The 17,536-nt window shown below is 68.7% G+C and carries 18 protein-coding genes and 1 tRNA gene; 12 read left to right on the top strand and 7 right to left on the bottom strand.

The features are described from left to right. Window positions 1-13: 13 nt before the first annotated feature. From VKZ50_14185 to VKZ50_14170, 4 genes are all read right to left on the bottom strand, one after another. Window positions 14-619 carry a Fe-Mn family superoxide dismutase gene (locus tag VKZ50_14185; GenBank protein ID HLJ60869.1) on the bottom strand — a complete coding sequence of 202 codons (606 nt, stop codon included), beginning with the start codon at window positions 617-619 and terminating at the stop codon, window positions 14-16. Window positions 620-967: 348 nt separating this feature from the next. Continuing rightward, window positions 968-1,348, bottom strand: coding sequence for a hypothetical protein (locus VKZ50_14180; protein ID HLJ60868.1), 381 nt, complete (start codon window positions 1,346-1,348; stop codon window positions 968-970). Window positions 1,349-1,417: 69 nt separating this feature from the next. Continuing rightward, window positions 1,418-1,504 (bottom strand) — tRNA-Leu (locus VKZ50_14175). A gap of 74 nt (window positions 1,505-1,578) precedes the next feature. Further along, a complete protein-coding gene (locus tag VKZ50_14170) occupies window positions 1,579-2,262 on the bottom strand; it encodes an HAD-IA family hydrolase (protein ID HLJ60867.1) in 684 nt (227 codons plus the stop codon). 356 nt (window positions 2,263-2,618) lie between these two features. Between VKZ50_14170 and VKZ50_14165 the strand changes: the two genes are divergently transcribed. From VKZ50_14165 to VKZ50_14130, 8 genes are all read left to right on the top strand, one after another. After that, window positions 2,619-3,134 (top strand): DUF881 domain-containing protein, encoded by a 516-nt coding sequence (locus VKZ50_14165; GenBank protein ID HLJ60866.1) that lies wholly within the window; start codon window positions 2,619-2,621, stop codon window positions 3,132-3,134. Window positions 3,135-3,183: 49 nt separating this feature from the next. Further along, window positions 3,184-3,447 carry a GlsB/YeaQ/YmgE family stress response membrane protein gene (locus VKZ50_14160; protein ID HLJ60865.1) on the top strand — a complete coding sequence of 88 codons (264 nt, stop codon included), beginning with the start codon at window positions 3,184-3,186 and terminating at the stop codon, window positions 3,445-3,447. A gap of 124 nt (window positions 3,448-3,571) precedes the next feature. After that, the gene (locus VKZ50_14155) at window positions 3,572-4,264 is read left to right on the top strand and encodes an MOSC domain-containing protein (GenBank protein HLJ60864.1); all 693 of its coding nucleotides are present in this window, start codon (window positions 3,572-3,574) and stop codon (window positions 4,262-4,264) included. A gap of 232 nt (window positions 4,265-4,496) precedes the next feature. Further along, complete coding sequence (locus VKZ50_14150) at window positions 4,497-5,801, top strand: sugar ABC transporter substrate-binding protein (protein HLJ60863.1); 1,305 nt, start codon at window positions 4,497-4,499, stop codon at window positions 5,799-5,801. 95 nt (window positions 5,802-5,896) lie between these two features. Further along, window positions 5,897-6,781: a sugar ABC transporter permease gene (locus VKZ50_14145; GenBank protein ID HLJ60862.1), complete on the top strand. Its 885-nt coding sequence runs from the start codon at window positions 5,897-5,899 to the stop codon at window positions 6,779-6,781. 1 nt (window position 6,782) lies between these two features. After that, window positions 6,783-7,613, top strand: coding sequence for a carbohydrate ABC transporter permease (locus tag VKZ50_14140; GenBank protein ID HLJ60861.1), 831 nt, complete (start codon window positions 6,783-6,785; stop codon window positions 7,611-7,613). Further along, window positions 7,610-8,605 carry a Gfo/Idh/MocA family oxidoreductase gene (locus VKZ50_14135; protein HLJ60860.1) on the top strand — a complete coding sequence of 332 codons (996 nt, stop codon included), beginning with the start codon at window positions 7,610-7,612 and terminating at the stop codon, window positions 8,603-8,605. The genes VKZ50_14140 and VKZ50_14135 overlap by 4 nt, the downstream gene beginning before the upstream one ends. A gap of 39 nt (window positions 8,606-8,644) precedes the next feature. Beyond that, entirely contained in the window at window positions 8,645-9,679 is a 1,035-nt protein-coding gene (locus VKZ50_14130; protein ID HLJ60859.1) for a Gfo/Idh/MocA family oxidoreductase, read from the top strand. A gap of 90 nt (window positions 9,680-9,769) precedes the next feature. Here VKZ50_14130 and VKZ50_14125 read toward each other — a convergent pair whose 3' ends face one another. Further along, entirely contained in the window at window positions 9,770-9,949 is a 180-nt protein-coding gene (locus VKZ50_14125; GenBank protein ID HLJ60858.1) for a Fic family protein, read from the bottom strand. Here VKZ50_14125 and VKZ50_14120 point away from each other — a divergent pair. Continuing rightward, on the top strand, window positions 9,860-10,417 hold the full coding sequence (locus VKZ50_14120) for a hypothetical protein (GenBank protein HLJ60857.1): 558 nt from the start codon (window positions 9,860-9,862) through the stop codon (window positions 10,415-10,417). The two genes, VKZ50_14125 and VKZ50_14120, sit on opposite strands and share 90 nt — an antisense overlap. Window positions 10,418-10,628: 211 nt before the next feature. On the opposite strand, the gene VKZ50_14115 is transcribed toward VKZ50_14120, so the two are convergent. Then, the gene (locus VKZ50_14115; GenBank protein HLJ60856.1) at window positions 10,629-11,324 is read right to left on the bottom strand and encodes a hypothetical protein; all 696 of its coding nucleotides are present in this window, start codon (window positions 11,322-11,324) and stop codon (window positions 10,629-10,631) included. A gap of 202 nt (window positions 11,325-11,526) precedes the next feature. Between VKZ50_14115 and VKZ50_14110 the strand changes: the two genes are divergently transcribed. Then, window positions 11,527-12,693, top strand: coding sequence for an enolase C-terminal domain-like protein (locus VKZ50_14110; protein HLJ60855.1), 1,167 nt, complete (start codon window positions 11,527-11,529; stop codon window positions 12,691-12,693). A 20-nt stretch (window positions 12,694-12,713) separates the two neighbouring features. After that, window positions 12,714-14,771, top strand: a complete 2,058-nt coding sequence (locus VKZ50_14105; GenBank protein HLJ60854.1) for a S9 family peptidase — start codon at window positions 12,714-12,716, stop codon at window positions 14,769-14,771. On the opposite strand, the gene VKZ50_14100 is transcribed toward VKZ50_14105, so the two are convergent. Then, entirely contained in the window at window positions 14,711-16,111 is a 1,401-nt protein-coding gene (locus tag VKZ50_14100) for a dipeptidase (protein ID HLJ60853.1), read from the bottom strand. The two genes, VKZ50_14105 and VKZ50_14100, sit on opposite strands and share 61 nt — an antisense overlap. Before the next feature lie 230 nt (window positions 16,112-16,341). On the opposite strand from VKZ50_14100, the gene VKZ50_14095 reads away from it, so the two are divergent. Further along, window positions 16,342-17,535 carry an aminotransferase class V-fold PLP-dependent enzyme gene (locus VKZ50_14095; GenBank protein ID HLJ60852.1) on the top strand — a complete coding sequence of 398 codons (1,194 nt, stop codon included), beginning with the start codon at window positions 16,342-16,344 and terminating at the stop codon, window positions 17,533-17,535. The last annotated feature ends 1 nt before the right edge of the window (window position 17,536 follow it).

The raw sequence follows: 17,536 nt of genomic DNA, 5'->3' as shown, positions 1-17,536 counted from the left end.
GGTCGCGACCGGACTACTTGAGGATACCGAACATCTCCGCGCGCTTGGCGACGACGTCCCAGTCCAGGTTGTCGAAAAACTTGTCGATGTACGAGGCTTTGCCCGTGCCGTAATCGATGAAGTAGGCGTGCTCGAAGCAGTCGAGCGCCACGAGCAGCCCGCAGTTCCAGACCGGGTACGTATTCTGCTCGTCGCCGATGAAGTTGAAGACCTGGCTCGTATCGAAGTCGTACGCGGTCCACGCCCACCCGCGCGCGGCGATGGCGGTCGCCTTCATGTCGGCCTTCCACGCGTCGAAGGACCCGTACGCCTTCTCGATCAGACCCAACAGCTTGCCAGACGGTTTGCCGCCCTTGCCGCCGAGGTGTTCGAAGTAAAGCTCGTGATTCTTCACGCCCCCGAGAGCGCGGGACAGCTCCACCTTCAACTCGCGGAGCTCCGAGTATGTGGGGTTGGCCTTCGAGAGATCCACCCCGCCGCCGGCGAGGCGGTCGAGAATCTCGTTCGACTTGCCCACGTACCCTTGATAAAGCTTGTAGTGCTCCTCCATCGTTTTCTTGCTGATGCCGTTCAGCTCGACCTCAAACGAGCGGAACTTCTTGGCCTCGAACTTCGCCATGAATCGTCCCTCCTCTCGGGGTTTGCAACGCCATCGCGCGTGCACGTCGACCAGCGGGGGGTAGCCAGTAACGGCTTAATTATACGTCCCGGCGGAACGCCGGGGCAAGCCGCGCGCTGCCGGGCCGACTACCGCGGCGCGGGCGGCGGAGTGTTTGCCGCGGCGTCCGTGCGCGTCACGTAATCCTCCTTCCGATATGTTCCCCGTTGTCCGCAGTGGGGACACGCGTGGTAGTTTGCCGCGAACGTTGCCTTGGTGAAGTTCCGAGTGGCCATCCGGATGCCTGTGTCGAACTCGCGCCCGCAGGCGCTGCAGCGAACCAAGAGGACGAGCCGGGCCACGCTCGCGCTACGCCCCCTGGCCGTCGCGTCGTACGCGCGCTGCGGTCATGTCCGCGCGGCGCCAGATTCGATATCGACCCTCGCCGACGAGCGGCACAGGGAGCACACCCGCGCGATCCGGGTCGAGCAGGGTGGTGGGCGAGACGTTCAGGATCTCCGCCGCCTCGACGACCGTGACGATATCCTCACCGTCCCGAACCATCCGGCACAGTGTGGCCAGAAAGGAGTGGGCGTCTGTGGGGCGCGACAGGAAGAACTCGACCGCCCCGCGCCCGTCGAGGTGCGCCTGCTTGGTCAGGTTGCTGAAGCGTCGCAGTTCGTCAGGGCAGCCGCGAAGATGGGCGAGGACGATCGTATCGAGGTTCTCGGGGGCGACGTGTCCCGGCAACGCAGAGGCCTCCTGCACGCGCCCAACCGGCGCCCCGGTGCGCGTGCCATGCGGTATCCGAGGATGACATGGTGCCGAAGGGGAGACTCGAACTCCCACGGGCTCTCGCCCACTACGCCCTGAACGTAGCGCGTCTGCCAATTCCGCCACTTCGGCATGCGTCTTTCCGGCGAAACCAGCATACTGGAGGCGTCGATCGAGTGTCAAGGCGACAGGTTCGACGCGACGCGCTACGTTCCGGACTCCGCTCCCGGCAGCGCCGCAATGACCTCGGGGAGACGGGAGAGGTCGCGGAGTTCGCGCGTGGGACGGACCGCGTGCGTCGGTTCGCCGTGGCGGTTGATGAAGACGGTGCGATATCCGAGCGCGGCCGCGGGGGCCATGTCGTGGTACAGGCTCGCGCCGACGTGCACCGTTCGGGCCGCGGCGGCGCCGGTCTCCGCACGAAAGCGCTCCCAGTGACCCGGCGCCGGCTTGTAGCTGCCGCAGTCCTCGGCGGTGATGACCGCATCAGGCGTCACGCGCAGGCGCGCGGTCGACGTCGCGAGGAGATCGCGATCGACGTTCGACAGAATCGCGAGTCGGTATCCGGCTCGCCGCAGGGCCTCAAGCGCTGCCGGCACCTCGGGGAACGGCGCCCATCGCGCCAGCGACTCCGGCAGCACCTGGCGCCGATCCGGCGGCAGGGGATGACCGAGCGCCCGCATCAACCTGGCGCTGGCTTCGGTCAGCACCTCTCGGTAGGGACGATACGCCTCGTGCTCGACCTCGGCTTCGACGGCGATGTATCGGGCGGCGAGGGCGCGCCGTTCCATCGGCACCGGCAACAGCGGAACGAGGGCATCCGCGACGCCGCCTTCCCAGTCGATCAGGGTCCCGTAGCAATCGAAGGTGATCCACTCGACGGTCGACACGGGCGCCTTGTTTCGGTGCCCGTGCAGGTCGTCCCTGCGGCCCGGCGCGCGCCGGCGCCGTGGTTTGCGTTGCGGGACGCCTGGGTAAGGTCTTGGTGATCGGCGTCGTGCGCAACCTGATGGGATGGCACGGCTGCGGCGTCCGCGTCCATTCTTTTCAATCCCCGGCTGTGCTCATCATTCGCGGCGGCGCGACGGCGTCCGGTCCCGACGGGGGACGGTTGGGCTCGGGAATTGACGACGTTCGAGCCACGTTCTCTGGGTGCGGAAAGGGTGTGAATGGGATGGCAACGAACGTCCATTCGCGGACGCGTTGGCTGGCGTTACCGTCATGGCTCAGAGGGATTCGAACCGGCGTGACGGCGTGGATGGTGTTGGCGGTGGCCGGCTGGGTCGCCGCGGGGTTCGCCGGGGCGTCCGCCCTGTGGGCTCATCAAGAGACGGCTCGGATAGCGGTGCTGGCGGGGCTGACGCCGGTGTCCGGACCGGGCATCGAGGTCACGCTGTCCGACTCGACGCGCGCGCTTGCGCCCGCCGAGAACCCAAGCGAGGCCCTGGTGCAGGACAGCGATCTGCTCTTGTTGGAGATGATGTTGTGGTACGGCGGCGCTCGAGCGGTTGCGGTCAACGGCGTGCGGATCACGGCCGAAACCTCCATCATTTCCTCGGGTCCGACCGTCGTGGTCGACGGCCATCGCATGGTGGCGCCGTTCCGCGTGTCCGCGGTGGGCGATCAGCGGTTGCTCCAAGGCGTGCTCCAGACGCGCGGCGGGTTTCTCGACCGGCTGCGCGACAGCGGCCTTGGCGTCCAGGTTACGGCGCGATCCTACGTCGCCGTTCCCGCGGCGACCGCCGGCATGGTGCCGCAATAGCCTGACGCCGGTGCACCGCGTGCAGACATCGTCTGAGGGGGGCGACGGCATGAGCATTCTCGCGTGGATCATCGTCGGTATCGTTGCGGGGTGGTTGGCGAAACACGTGATCCCCGGGGAAGGGCCCGGTGGGGTGATCGGGGACCTGGTCGTCGGTGTGGTGGGCGCGTTGATTGGGGGTTGGATCTTCCAGTCCCTCGGACACCCAGGCGTGACCGGACTCAATCTGACCTCGATCGTGGTGGCGTTCATCGGCGGCGTCATCCTCCTGCTGATCATTCGCGCCGTGGGGGGCCGACGGAGCGCGGCCTAGCGAACACGCGGCCTGCCAGGAATCGTCCTCTGACGAGAAACGGTGCCCCGGATCCGGGCACCGTTTCTCGTTGCACGGTGGCGTTGAGCGGCCGGGCGGGGGCGTGTGCCAGGAACGCGTTGGCATGCGAAGAATCCTCTGGATCGTGAAGCTCGTGTCGCTCAACGTGGGGATGCCGACCGAGATCGAAGTGGACGGCCGCACGGTCCTCGCCGGCATCTTCAAGCAGCCGGTGCCGAGCCGTGTGCCGATGCGTACGCTGCACCTCGAAGGCGACGGCCAAGCTGATCTGCGCGCCCACGGGGGGCCGTTCAAGGCGGTGTACGCGTATCCGAGCGAGCACTACCGGTTTTGGACCCGTGAGCTCCCCGGGACCGAACTGCCGTGGGGTGCGTTCGGTGAGAACTTGACGGTGACCGGCTGTATGGAGGACGCCGTGTATATCGGGGACCGTTTCAGGATCGGGTCCGCTGAGGTGGTCGTCACGCAGCCGCGGATGCCCTGTTACAAACTCGGGATCCGACTGGGACGCCCTGACATCGTTGACCGGTTTCTGGCGAGCGGCCGCAGCGGATTCTACTGCGCGGTGGCGCGCGAGGGCGACGTCGGCGCCGGAGACGAGATCGAGGTCGTCGTCCGCGATCCGCACCGGGTCTCGGTTGCGGACATCGCGGGGCTGTTCACGCTCGTCGACGTCCCGTACGACCCTGCGGAGCTGCGCGCGCGGTTGCGGCGCGCCGTTGAGGTTCCCGCGCTCGCGGAGGGACTGCGGCGCCGCCTCAAGGGTCGGCTGGCCGAGTTCGGCTGGGACGCATAGCGGGCGGTCGGCGTCACGGCACCTCCTGAGGGCGACGCCCGCCCGGCGTCGCACGTGCGTCGGCCGGGAACCAAGCCGAGCGCGGCGCCCCGCCCGCACGCAGGGAGGGCTTGTGGACGGGCGGGGTGTATATAGCGGGGTGTATATATAGGATCCGGCGAACGCCGGCACGACGCTGGATCATACTGGGGGGAAGGACCTTATGCGCACGCCTGCGTGGGTAAACACTTCGATGAGCCGCCGGAGCCTGCTGCGACGAACCGCCGCCGCTGGCCTGGGGCTGGCCGCGCTCCGCGGACCGGCGGGATTCCTCGACCCCATGGCCGCCTCGGCCGCCTCGGCGCTCACGCTGTCGTATCCGAGCTGGATGTTCAGCGAGCCGAGCACCGGCAAGTACTTCCGCGACATGAGCGCGGCGTACACGCAGGCCCATCCGAATGCGCAGGTGGACCTGATCCAGCTCCCCGCGGGGCAGTACGTGGAGAAGATCTTCACCGAGGTCCAAAGCGGCCAGGTGCCCGACATTCTCCCGCTGTTCACGACGCAGATGCCGCAGTACATGCACCTTGACCTGCTCGAGCCCCTCGATCCGTGGCTCGACAAGGCGCCGTTCAAGAACAAGCTCGTGCTGCTGCAGCGGTTCGCGCAGAAGAACGGCAAGAACTACGGCGTGGCGCTGACCGCGTCCCCACAGGGACTGCTCTACAACCAGGCGCTGCTCGAAAAAGCGAAGGTCGATATCCCGAAGACCCTGGACGACCTCTACACGGCCGCAGACAAAATCTACAAGGCGACCGGCGTCTTCGGGTTTGGGGTCCACGTGGACACCTCCGCGATGCTCCTGGCGTACGTCTCGTGCATGCAGTGGGTGCTGGGGAACGGCAGCGACTTCAGCAAGACCGACGGGTCGATCACGTGCAATGCGCCGAAGACCGTCGAGGGGTTCCAGCAGATGATGCGGTTCGTGAACGCCCCGTTCGCCCCGAAGGGTCTCGGATGGTACCAGCTCCGCACGATGTTTGCCGAGGGAAAGATCGCGATGTTGTTCGACGGGCCGTGGGACCTGGGCCAGGTCAAGACGGTGAGTCCGAGCCTCTACCCCCTGGTCGGCATGGCGCCCTGTCCCACCCCAACGCACGCCGCGATCACCGGCGGTGCGTTCTACACCATGCTCAAGAAGGAAACGAATAAGCAGGCCGTCTGGGACTACATCGCGTTCGCGACGAGCGACGAGTGGCAGCGGCGGTGGGTCGAGGTCGAGGTGCAGGTGCCCGGGATCACGATCGCGCCGACGTCCGCGTTTCTCCGGCAGAATCCCGGATATCGGTACGTCACGGAACTCGCCGCAAAATACGCCACCGGATTCGGATATCTGCCGCCCGGATACGAGCTCGTCGCGACGACGTTGCAGACGAAGGTCATCGACCACGTCGGCGACATCTGGTCGGGCGCGAAGTCGCCCAAGGTCGCGATGGACGACTGTCAGAAGGAGCTCGAGGCGTGGGCGAAGACACTGCCCCCGGGCGGGCGCAGTTAGGCGCGTAGCGCGTTGCGGCGTTCGCTGAGCGGGGGCGCGGCGGCGTCCGTGTGCCCCGACCCAGCGGGCGCCACGCTGGTGCGGGCGGACCGCCCATGAAGCGGGAACGTCGTGTCTTCGCGATGGCGATGATGGCGCCCACGGTGCTGTGGACGCTGTTCGTGCTCGTGTATCCGGTCGCCGTGACGATCCGCAACAGCCTGTACAATGTCGGCGCCGGCTTCGACCCGCACCCACCGTTTGTCGGTCTGGGGAACTACGCGGCCCTGCTGGACGATCCGATCTTCTGGCATTCCGTGCGCGTCACCGCGTTGTTCACGCTCGGCAACCTGCTGGGGTCCTTCGGGCTGGGCCTGTTGACGGCCCTGCTGTTGCACGAACGGTTCCACGGCCGGCCGCTCGCGCGCGCGATCCTGCTCCTGCCGTGGGCGATGCCGCAGGTCGCGGCGGTGGTCGTGTGGCGGTGGCTGCTGCAAGTGCAGTACGGCGCCGTCAACTACATCCTGTGGCGCCTGCACCTCGTCGCGACCCCGTCGATCCAGTGGTTGGTCCGGCCGAGCCTCGGGCTCTACGCCGTGCTCGCCGCGACCGTCTGGTGGCAGTATCCGATCGCGACCACGTTTCTCCAGGCTGGGATCCAGTCGGTGCCCGTGGACCTCTACGAGGCGGCCGGCATCGACGGCGCCAGCGGGTGGCAGCGGTTTCGTCACGTCACGTGGTCCGGCCTGCGCCACGTGCGCAACATCCTGCTGCTGATGCTCCTGTTCTGGTCGCTCGGGCAGGTGATCATCATCTGGACCATGACCGCGGGCGGTCCGGCGCGCGCCACGCAAACGCTCGCGATCCTCGTCTACCAGCGCGCGTTCTCCGACTTCCAGTTCGGCAGCGCCGCCGCGCTCGCGACGATCGTCCTTGCGATCTCGTTGAGCATCGGGTTGCTCTACTACCGGCTGACGCTCCGCGCGGCGCAGGAGGCGTAGGGTGGCGCTGCGACGTCTCGCTCGCCGCGGGTTCCTGTACGCGGGGACGGCGTTCGTGTGCGTGGTCGTCGGGTTCCCGATCTATTGGATGGTCACGAGCGCGCTCGAACCCGGCAACCTGTTCAACTTCCCCCCGCAATTCCTTCCCACGCATCCGGCGTGGAGCAACTTCGCCCACATCTTCACGGTGAACCCGCTCGCGCACTGGTTGGCAAACAGCCTGTTCGTCGCCTTCGGGACGATGACGTGCTCGCTGCTGCTCGGCGTGCACGCCGCGTACGGCCTGTCTCGATTCCGCAGTCGGCCGGTCGACGCCCTGGGGTTCCTGATGCTCGTCGGACAGATGATCCCGGTGACCGTGCTGACGATCCCGTTCTACGTGCTGTTCCGCGGCCTGCACCTGATCGATACGCTCACCGGGATCGTCATCGCCACCACGACGTTCAGCGTTCCGTTGTGCCTGTGGATGTTGAAGGGATTCTTCGACGGGGTGCCGCGGGAACTGGACGAGGCGGCGCTGACGGACGGGTGCACGCGCCTCGGCGCGCTGTACCGTGTGATCCTGCCCTCGGCGCTCCCCGGCGTGGTCGCCTCGGCGACGTTCGGGTTTATGCTGGGGTGGAACGAGTTCTTCTTTGCGAGCACGTTTCTCAGCACCGAGACGAAGTGGGTCGGCACCGTCGGCCTGGTGACGTACATGGGGCAGTACTTCGTGGAGTGGTCGGCGCTCATGGCCACGGCGTTCGTGATCACGATCGTCCCGGCGATCCTGTTCCTGGCGACGCAGCGGTACATGATGGCGGGGATCACCCAGGGCGCGGTGAAGGCGTGACGGTTCGCGCTGCGGTGATTGGCTGCGGACTCATGGGACGGCGGTACGCGGCGGTGCTCCGCGTCGCCCCCGGGGTCGAGATCGTCGGGTACGCGGACCCCGACCCGCGGGCGCTCGACGCGGCCCGCCGGATCAGCCCGGCACCTGGGTTCGCCGACCATCGCGCGCTGCTCGCCGAGGCGCGGCCGGATGCGGTCTGCGTGTGCACTCCCGACGACCTGCACCGGGAGCCCGCCGTGGACGCGCTGGACGCCGGCGCGGCGCTCCTCGTGGAGAAGCCGCTGGCGACGACGCCGGAGGACGCAGACGCGATTCAGCGCGCGGCCGAGCGCGCCGGGACCCCGGCGATGGTCGGCCACCTCCTCCGGTTCGACGCCCGGTACGCGGCGGCGCGACAGGCGGTGGCCGCGGGTGGGGTGGGGCGGGTGCTGCACGTCCGCGCGTTCCGGAGTGCCGCGGCGGCCGACCGGCGGCGGCGCGGCGCACGGATCTCGGCGCTGTGGCACCTGGCCGTGCACGACGTGGACTTGGCGCGCTGGATCACAGGGTGCGAGGTGACGGCCGCGGCCGCAAGCGGAGTGACCGATCTCGACGGCGCGCTTGTCGTGGCGGCGGCGCACCTCGTGCTGGAGGGCGGTGCGCTCGCCACGCTGGACGCGTCCTGGGCGCTGCCGGACGCGTTCGCCGGCCGCGTGTGGACCGGGTTCACCGTCATGGGGACCACCGGCTGCCTCGATGTGCCATCGACGCACGCCTCCGTCGCCGCACACGCCGCGGGCGGGGTCACGTACACGGACCCGACGCGTTTCTTCGAGCCGCCCGGGCTGTCGCCGCAGGGCGCGCTGCGCGACGAGATCTCGGCGTTCCTCGACGCGGTGCGGGGACGGACGGCGTTGCCGGTCCCGCTCGTCGAGGGGGTCCGAGCGGTGCGCGTGGTCGCGGCGCTCGAGCGCGCGCTCGCGTCGCGAGCGTGGGTGCCGGTGGCCACGTGATCCGTGTCTGAGCATGAGGCCTGACGAGGAGGGTCCACGGTGCTGAATGTTGCCGTCGTCGGTGCGGGCCTGCTGGGCGCGCGCCACGCGAGAGCGTACGCCGAACTTGGCGGATGCCGCTTGATTGGGGTGTATGATCTGGACCGGGGGCGCGCAGACGCCGTGGCGTCGCGTCACGGTGCTCGCGCGTTCACATCGCTCGAGGAACTGCTACGTGCCGGCGTGGACGCGGTGTCCGTGGCGACGCCGGACCACGCGCACCACGATCCGGTCACGGCGTGTCTCGACGCCGGGGCGCACGTGTTCGTTGAGAAACCCCTGGCCATCGACCCGGCGGAGGCCCGCGCGCTGGTCCGTCGGGCCGCGGAACGCCGCCGCGTGTGCATGGTGAACTACAGCCAACGCTGGCTGCCCGAGTCCCGCCGCATCGAACGGCTCGTCGCATCCGGCGTCCTCGGGGAGATCGCCTTCATCGAGTCCCACCGGTGGGACGCGGCCTGGGTGCCGGAGCGCATGATCGCCGGGTGGGCGGATCACACGACGCCGATCCACTTCATGTCGAGCCACGACATCGACCTGATCCTCTCGTGGACCGGCCGCCGCGCGCGCCGGGTCTACGCCGTGGCCCATCGCGGAGCGCTGTCCCGGAAGGACACCGTGGACGGTTACGACGCGCTCCTGACGCTGGAGGGGGGCGTTCGGGTCAGCCTGCATTCGTCCTGGATCCTGCCGGAAACGTTTCCTGCGGCCGCCGACAGCCGGCTCGAGGTGATGGGAGCTGGCGGGGCACTGTTTCTCGACGGGAACCGGCGCGAGCTGTCGCTCTTTCGGCCGCGGCACAGTGAGCGAGTCGTGTTCGGCGGTCCGCGCACGGCCGACGAGGTGAACGGCCGGCTCGCCGGGGCGTTCGTCGAGTCGCTGCGCGCGTTTCTGGACGCGGTCGCCGCGGACGATCACGACGCGCCAACGTCGGCGGCGCGGACGCTGCACGTGGTCGAGGTGCAGGCGGCGACTGTCGAATCCGCGGAACGGGAGACCGAGATCGAGGTGCCCGACGCCGGCGCGCGGCGCTAGCCTAGGCGCGCGAGTGTTTCCGGAAAAACTCCGCGATGCCGCGTTTCTGCAAGGTCCCTTGAGCGACCGCCAGGACGGTGCCCGCGAGTGCTACGTTGGTCGCACGGACCGCAACGTCGTGCATCTCGAGGATACGAGTGCCGTGGCGATCTCAGTGCGCTTGTTGCCATCTGGGAATGAATGATTATTGACGATGTGGAAGAGATGAGCGGCGGCCATCTCGAAGAGATCGCCATGGCAATATTCGGTCGTGCTTCCAGCTTGTGGCATGGCGAGCGCCGAGTGAAGGAGACCAAGATCGCGGATTTCCGCGGCGCCACCGGTACATCCAGAACGTCCGGCCGTACACCCATAAACGGTCGACTCGCCCTGGAACTGCTCGAGGAGCGCTCCGGCTTCGTGGTCGAGCCCCGAGTAAACAGGGCAATAAGGAGGGAAGTGACCGATCGCCTCGTCCCGCCGGCCGAGTTCGTCCAGGCACGCGTCGAAGGTAACAGCCCGGCTGCGCGCGCAGGTCTGCGCCGGGCGCTCGGAGTCAACCACCGTGTTGCGGACTACCTGACGGGTCGGAAGGAACTGCCGCACGAAGACGCGCCGTCGTATGCACCGCACAGCGAAGAAGAGGCGATGATCTGTGCTCGAGCGCTAAGAAACGTATGGCAAGCCACACCGGGCGCCGTGGAGTGGTTGCGGACAGCAACCAGCACGAAGAAGTCGCGCAAACCGCGAAGGTCCTGATCCCTGGCGGCGATGGCGTTAGGCCACAAGAGGCACGCCATGCTCACGTGGCGAAACACGAGACGGCTGTGGCACGAGTCGGCGCGAGTCTCGCGTTCGAGGGGGCCGGGCACGTTCTAGGATGTGGTGCGGGTCGTTGCGGGCTGCCGCGACCCGCCGGCCGGGGCCCCGAGTCAGGCGCGGCGCACGGTTTCCGCCGAGGGTTGCGCGGTCACTTCGTGCGCCCGCACGCGAGGAACGCGTCGAAGATGACCCCGGAAGTCGACGCCGAGGGATCGTCCTTGTGCGCGTCGATCGCCGGGCCGACCAGGTTGGCCAGGTCGTCCACGGTCTTCACGATCGCGCACTTTCCGGCGTCGATGATGTCGCGCACGAGCACCGAGGGTGTCTTCCCCGTGTTGTCCAAATGCCGGACGATGTCGGCGACGCCGGACGCGTAACCCTCGTGCAGGTCCTCACGGGCGAAGTACTCGCGATCGGTATCCCAGCGGCCCTTCCACATAAAGGTCCCTCCCACGGCGTCCACCGTGGAATTTGAGGGCGCGCCGACGACGTCGCACGCCGCGAAGCTGGACACGAGAGAGGAGATGACATTCTGCTGGGGGTTGGCGATTCTGGCGATCGCGCGCGATGCGAAGGTTGCGACCTCCGTACTCTGCGTCATCGAGCGCAGGCATGTGTGGGCTTTGCGAATGAGCAACGGAACGTACGCCCGCACGTCGGCCGGAAAATCGGCGAGATCCTGCACAGTGTCCCAGACCCCCATCGCGTAGCCGTCTTGGAACTGCCAGGTCACGTTTGCCCACCGCTCCTGGCGCACAAACTCGTCTGACTGCGCCACGGCCGCAGCCGGAGTGGCCAGCAGGACGACAAGGCCGACGGCGAGTGCCCGGGTCTTGCCGATCATGGCGATCCCTCCTTCTGCAGTGGAGTTGGCGGGCGTGCGAGGAAAATCCTTGAAGCGCGCGTGAAAACGCCCCTCGGGCGCCCTCCGGTGAGAGGCTTAGGAATCCGCGTCGACGGCAGAGAATGTCTGCAACGCGACCGCTCTCTGACGGTGCGCGCGCATCCGGCGCGGCGAGACCGCGGTACGCTGTAGGAGGAGCCACGTGAAGATCACCGATCTGAAAATCGATCCCATCAACATCACGTACACGCATACGATGTCCTCCGCCACGTCCAAGGCGAGCGGGACGAGCAAGTGCATCGTACGCCTCGGTACCGACGACGGCATCGTCGGGCTCGGCGAGGCGCCGGGAGGCGCCGAGACCCAGGAGGAGATCCTGCGGGCCTATGAGGCGCTCCGCGGTCAGGATCCGTTCCGCATCGAGGCGATCGTGGAACGCCTCCCCGGGCCGCACCGCGGATTGTACGGGCCGACGCCGACCGCGATGTCCGCGGTCGAGATGGCGGTGTGGGACATCATGGGCAAGGCCGTGGGGCGGCCGGTGTGCGACCTGCTCGGCGGCCGGTATCGGAGCGCCGTCCCCGTCTGCGCGCCGCTGTTCACCCACGAAGACACCGAGGCCGACTTCGCCTCGGCGACGCTGGGGGCTGCGGAGGAAGCGATCGCGCGATGGGGGTTCGGGGCGGTCAAGGTGAAGGCCGGCGTGTACCGCCCGGGGTCGGAGCTCGGGGCGCTGCGCGCCCTGCGCCGGAAGTTCGGCGACGGCCTCGCGCTGCGCGTCGACCCGAACGGCGTCTGGTCCCCGGAGGAGAGCATCCGATTCGGGCAGCGGGCGCTCGATCTGGACCTGGAATGGATGGAGGATCCGACGTGGGGCATCGAAGGCATGCAACGCGTGCGCTCCACCGTCCCCATTCCCCTCGCGACCAATATGTGTGTTCGCAACTTCGACGAGGTCCCGGTCGCGTTCCGCGCTCAGGCCGCGGACGTCATCCTCGGCGACCACCGGATCTGGGGCGGCATGTGGCCGACGCGGAAACTCGCGGCGCTGTGCGAGGGAATGAACATTGGGTTCGGGCTGCACAGTTCGCACGAGTTGGGGATCGCCACCGCCGCCCGGCTGCACCTCGCAGCGGCCACCGCGCACCTTAGCTACCCGATCGACGTCACGCACTGGTTCCACGCGGACGACGTGATCGCCGGCGGTCCGCTGCCGATCGCCGGCGGCACGATCGCCGTGCCGACCGGCCCCGGCCTCGGCGTCGAACTCGACCCGGAAGCGCTCGAACGCGGCACGGCCCGCTATGGGCGCGACGGTCAGTACGTCACGACGTTCACCAACCCGTCCCGCTACCGGTGGTGGGTGTGATGGCCGCGCGAGGAGAACGCATGGAGCGGTCCCACGCCGCAGCCTCCGCGACCCGCTCGATCACGGTCGAAGACGGGCTCGCGTTGCGGATCGCGAACGATCCACAGATCGCGCCGGACGGTTCCCGCGTCGTCTGCGCGGTGACGGTGGTCGACGTCGCGGCGAACGGCTACCAAAGTCATCTGTGGGTGGCTCCCGTGAGCGGCGACGCACCGTGGCAGCTGACGACCGCGGCGGCGAGGGACGCCGGGCCGCGCTGGTCCCCCGACGGGGGATGCGTCGCGTTCCTCTCGGACCGGGGCGGTCCGAAGCAACTGTGGGTCATCGCCGCCGGCGGTGGGGAAGCGCGACCGCTCACGTCCGGGGCGCTGTCCCCGTCCGAGTTCGCGTGGGCCCCCGACGGGCGGTCGATCGCCTTCGTCGGCAAGCCGGAGGCGGCCCCGTCGGACGAGGCCAGCGACGTCCGCGTGATCTCGCGACTGCACTACAAGCAGGACGGCGAGGGTATCTGGGACGGTCGCTGGAAGCAGGTATTCGTCGTGGACGCGGACGGCGGTGGCCTCCGGCAGGTGACCCAAGGCGACTACGACCACATCAACCCGGCCTGGTCCCCTGACGGCGCGCTCCTCGCCTACGCGGGGGACGCGTCCCCGGACGCGGACCTGGCAGGCGCGGGCGACATCTGGGTGGTTCCCGTTGGCGGGGCCGCGCCGCCGCGCCCGCTGACGCGGTGCGCCGGGCCCGCCCTGTTGCCCTGCTGGTCCCCGGACGGCACGCACGTCGCGTACGTGGGCCACGACAACGTCTACTGGGGCGCGAGCCATCTCCGGGTGTGGGTCGTCCCGGCGACTGGGGGCGAGTCCCGGTGTCTCTCCCGCGGGCACGACCGGAGCGTGGAGCATCACATCGGGTCCGACGTGCGGGCGAACGCCAGCACGGGCGGGCTGACGTGGTCTCCGGACGGCGGCCGCATCTACTTCATGACCGCGGACGGCGGCAGCACCCAGATTGCGTCCGTGGCGGTCGCCGACGGCGCCGTCCGGCTCGAGACGACGGGTGACCACGATGTGGTCGGCTGCTCGCTGGATCGGGCGGGGCGCCGCCTCGCCTGCGTGGAGGGCGATCCGCGCACGCCCGGCGAGGTCGCCGTCGCCGAGCTGGGGGATCCCGCGCCGCGGGCGCTTCGCCGTCTCACGCGGTGGAACGGCGCCGTGCTGGACGCGCTGGCGCTTGCGGTACCGGAGCGGTTCGAATGCACCGGAGCGGACGGGTGGCCGGTCGAGGGCTGGGTCATGAAGCCGGCCGGGACCGTCGCGGGAGACCGGATCCCCACGGTGCTCGAGATTCACGGCGGGCCGCACAGCGCGTACGGGTACGCGTTCATGCATCAGTTCCAGCTCCTGTGCGCCGCGGGCTATGGCGTCGTCTACGCGAATCCGCGCGGCAGCCAGGGGTACGGCGAAGCGTTCTGCGCGGCGACCCATCACGACTGGGGCGGCAAGGACTACGAGGATCTCATGCGCGTCGTGGACCACACGGTCGGCGCGCACGCCTGGATCGATCCGGATCGGCTCGGCGTCGCCGGCGGCAGCTACGGCGGGTACATGACCAACTGGATCGTGGGACACACGCAGCGCTTCCGGGCCGCGGTGACGATGCGGACCACCTGCGATCGGTACGCGCAATGGGGGACGTCCGACATCGCGTACCACAACGGGCGTTGGGAGTTTCCCGGCGATCCATGGGACGCGGCCGAGTTCTACCGGGAGCGGTCACCCATTACGTACGTGCGTCAGATGAAGACGCCGATGTTGATCCTCCACGGCGAGAACGACTTGCGCTGTCCGATCGCGCAGTCGGAGCAGCTCTTCACCGCGCTGATGAAGCTTGGGACGCCGGCGCTGTTTGTGCGCTTCCCGGGTGAAAGCCACGGCATGTCGGCGTCGGGGCAGCCGCGGCACCGCGTCGCACAGTTGCGACACATTCTGGCGTGGCTCGACCGCTACCTCCGCCCCGCTCAGCCGGCCCGCAACGCGGTCGGCGCGAGCGCGCCGAGCTCCTCGAACAAGCGCACGTAGGCGCGCGCGCCGCGGTCGAAACTCTGGAGGCGCAGGAACTCGTTCGGCGCGTGCATCCGGTTGTCGGGCTCGCCGAACGCGAAAAACACGAGCCACATCCCGAGGCCGCTCCGCAGCAGATCCGAGACCGGGAGCGTGCCGCCGATCCGGACGCGGACGGGATCCTTTCCGTACACGTCCTTGAGCGCGTTGGCGGCCGCGGCCAGCCCGGGGTGGTCGGATGGCATCATGTAGGCGTGCGCCTTGCCAGGGAAGCGCGACACGGTGAACTTGACCCCGGCCGGCGCGTGGCGGTGGACGTGCCGCTCGATCGCGTCGGCGACCCAGTCCGGATCCTGATCCGGCACCAGGCGGCAGGTGATCTTGGCGTGCGCCTCCGCGGGGAGTACCGTCTTGATGCCGTCGCCCTGGAAGCCGCCCCAGATACCGTTGATCTCGAGGGTCGGCCGGACCGTCACGCGTTCCACCGGCGTGTACTCCGGCTCGCCGGTGAGCGCCGTGACCGCGAGTTGCGACCGGTAGGACGCTTCGTCGAAGGGCACGCGGGCGATCTCCTGCCGATCTGACGCGGTGAGCGGGCGTACCTCGTCGTAGAATCCCTGAACGGTGACCCGGCCCTGCGCGTCGTGCATCCCGGCGAGGAGCGTCGTCAGGGCGTGGATCGGGTTCGGGACCGCTCCGCCGTACACGCCGGAGTGCAGGTCCGTGCGCGCACCCCGCGCATCGATCTGGACCGCCGTGAGCCCCCGGTTGCCGATCGTCAGCGAGGGCGTGTCCACGTCCAGCATCGAGCCGTCGGCGCTGATCGACAGATCCGCGTCCAGCAGGGTGCTGTGCTCAGCGATGCACGGTCCGAGGTTGGGGCTGCCGATTTCCTCCTCGCCCTCGAACATGAACTTCAGGTTGAGCGCCGGCGCCCCGGCCACCTCGCGCACCGCGTCGAGCGCGGCGATCGGGGTGTACAGGCTTCCCTTGTCGTCCGTCGCCCCGCGGGCGAACAGGCAGCCGTCCCGCACGGTTGGTTCGAACGGCGGGGATTCCCACAAGGCGAGCGGATCCACGGGCTGCACGTCGTAGTGGCCGTAGATCAAGATCGTCGGCGCTCCGTCCCGTACGTGCCAGTGGCCGTACACGACCGGGTTCCCGGCGGTCGGCAGGATACGCACGTCGGGCGTGCCCACCGCCCTGAGACGCTCCGCGAGCCAGTCCGCGGCTTTGGCCACGGCGTCCCTGTGCGCCGGAAGCGCGCTCACGCTCGGAATGCGGAGGAACGCCATCAGCTCCTCGAGATGCCGGTCGTGTGCTTTCGTCAGGTATGCGTCCGCGGCGGCAACGTTCATCGCACCTCACCCTTGTCGTTGAATCTCGGAGCCGAGGATTGTCGCGTCTCCGGAGGCGTGCGGCCGGCCCGTCCGGCCGCACGCCGTACGGGGACATTCCCCAGCGGCGCGTTCGCCCCTCTTGGGGTCGCGGAGGCGACGAAGGGGCACCCCGCGTGCGGCAGGGCAGGGCGGCCGGTTGGTGGAACACACGCCGGCGTGCATCCACCGATGTCGAAAGGGGCTCCGTGATGCTACGCTCAGACGACGCGAGCGCCGCGCCGCTCCGCGGTCTTCGTGAGTTGTTTCTCCTGCGGCCAGACGTGGTCTTCCTGAACCACGGATCGTACGGCGCCTGCCCGCGATCGGTGTTCGAGGTCTATCAACGCTGGCAGCTGGAGCTCGAACGGCAGCCGGTGGATTTTCTCTTCTACCGGTTCCGGGACCTGATGCAGGGCGCCAGAGCACGGCTGGCCGAATTCGTCGGCGCACCCGCCGCCGACGACCTCGTGTACGTGCCAAACGCAACCACGGGGCTCAACGTCGTCGCGCGTTCCGTGGTGCTGCGGCCCGGGGACGAGGTGCTCGGGACGGATCATGAGTACGGCGCGCTCGACAAGACCTGGACGTTCGTCTGCGGACAGCAGGGCGCCGCGTACGTGCGGGCGGAACTGCCGTTGCCGTTGGAATCTCCGGAGCAGGTCGTTGATGCGGTGTGGTCGCGCGTCACGGAGCGGACGCGGGTGTTGTTCCTCAGCCACATCACGTCCCCGACCGCGTTGACGCTCCCCGTTGGGCCGCTGGTCCGACGCGCTCGGGAGGCCGGGATTCTCACGGTGGTCGACGGGGCGCACGCGCCCGGGCAGATCCCGGTCGATCTGCACAAGCTCGGGGTAGACTTCTACGCCGGCAACTGCCACAAGTGGATGTGCGCGCCGAAAGGCTCCGCGTTTCTGTACGCGCGCCGCGAGATGCAGCCGCTGCTCATGCCGCTTGTCGTGAGCTGGGGCTGGCCGTCCGGGTTCGTGGACCAGCAGCAATGGCAGGGAACGCGTGACGTGGCGGCGTTTCTCTCCGTGCCCGCCGCGATCGATTTCCTCCAGGAGCACAATTGGCCGGCGGTGCAGCGGGCCTGCCACGCGCTGGCGAGGCGTGCGCGCACCGCCCTCGCCGCGGTGAGCGGCCTCCCGCTGCTGTCAGCGGATTCGCCGGTGTGGTACGCGCAGATGGCGAGCGTGCCGATCCCGATCCCCGCCGCCGACGCGCCGGAGCTGCGGCGGCGGCTGTGGACGGAGCATCAGATCGAGGTGCCGGTCACGGCATGGAAGGATCGGGCGGTGTTGCGCGTGTCCATTCAAGGGTACAACACGGAGGCGGACGTCGACGCGCTCGTCTCCGCGGTGTCCGCCGAGGTGCGGCCGTCGCAGCCGTGCGCGGGCACTTAGA

It is taken from the genome of bacterium, assembly GCA_035295165.1.
In the GTDB taxonomy this organism is placed as follows: domain Bacteria; phylum Sysuimicrobiota; class Sysuimicrobiia; order Sysuimicrobiales; family Segetimicrobiaceae; genus JAJPIA01.
The sequence above is the reverse complement of the archived record's forward strand: the minus strand, read 5'-3'. Positions and strand labels throughout refer to the sequence as shown.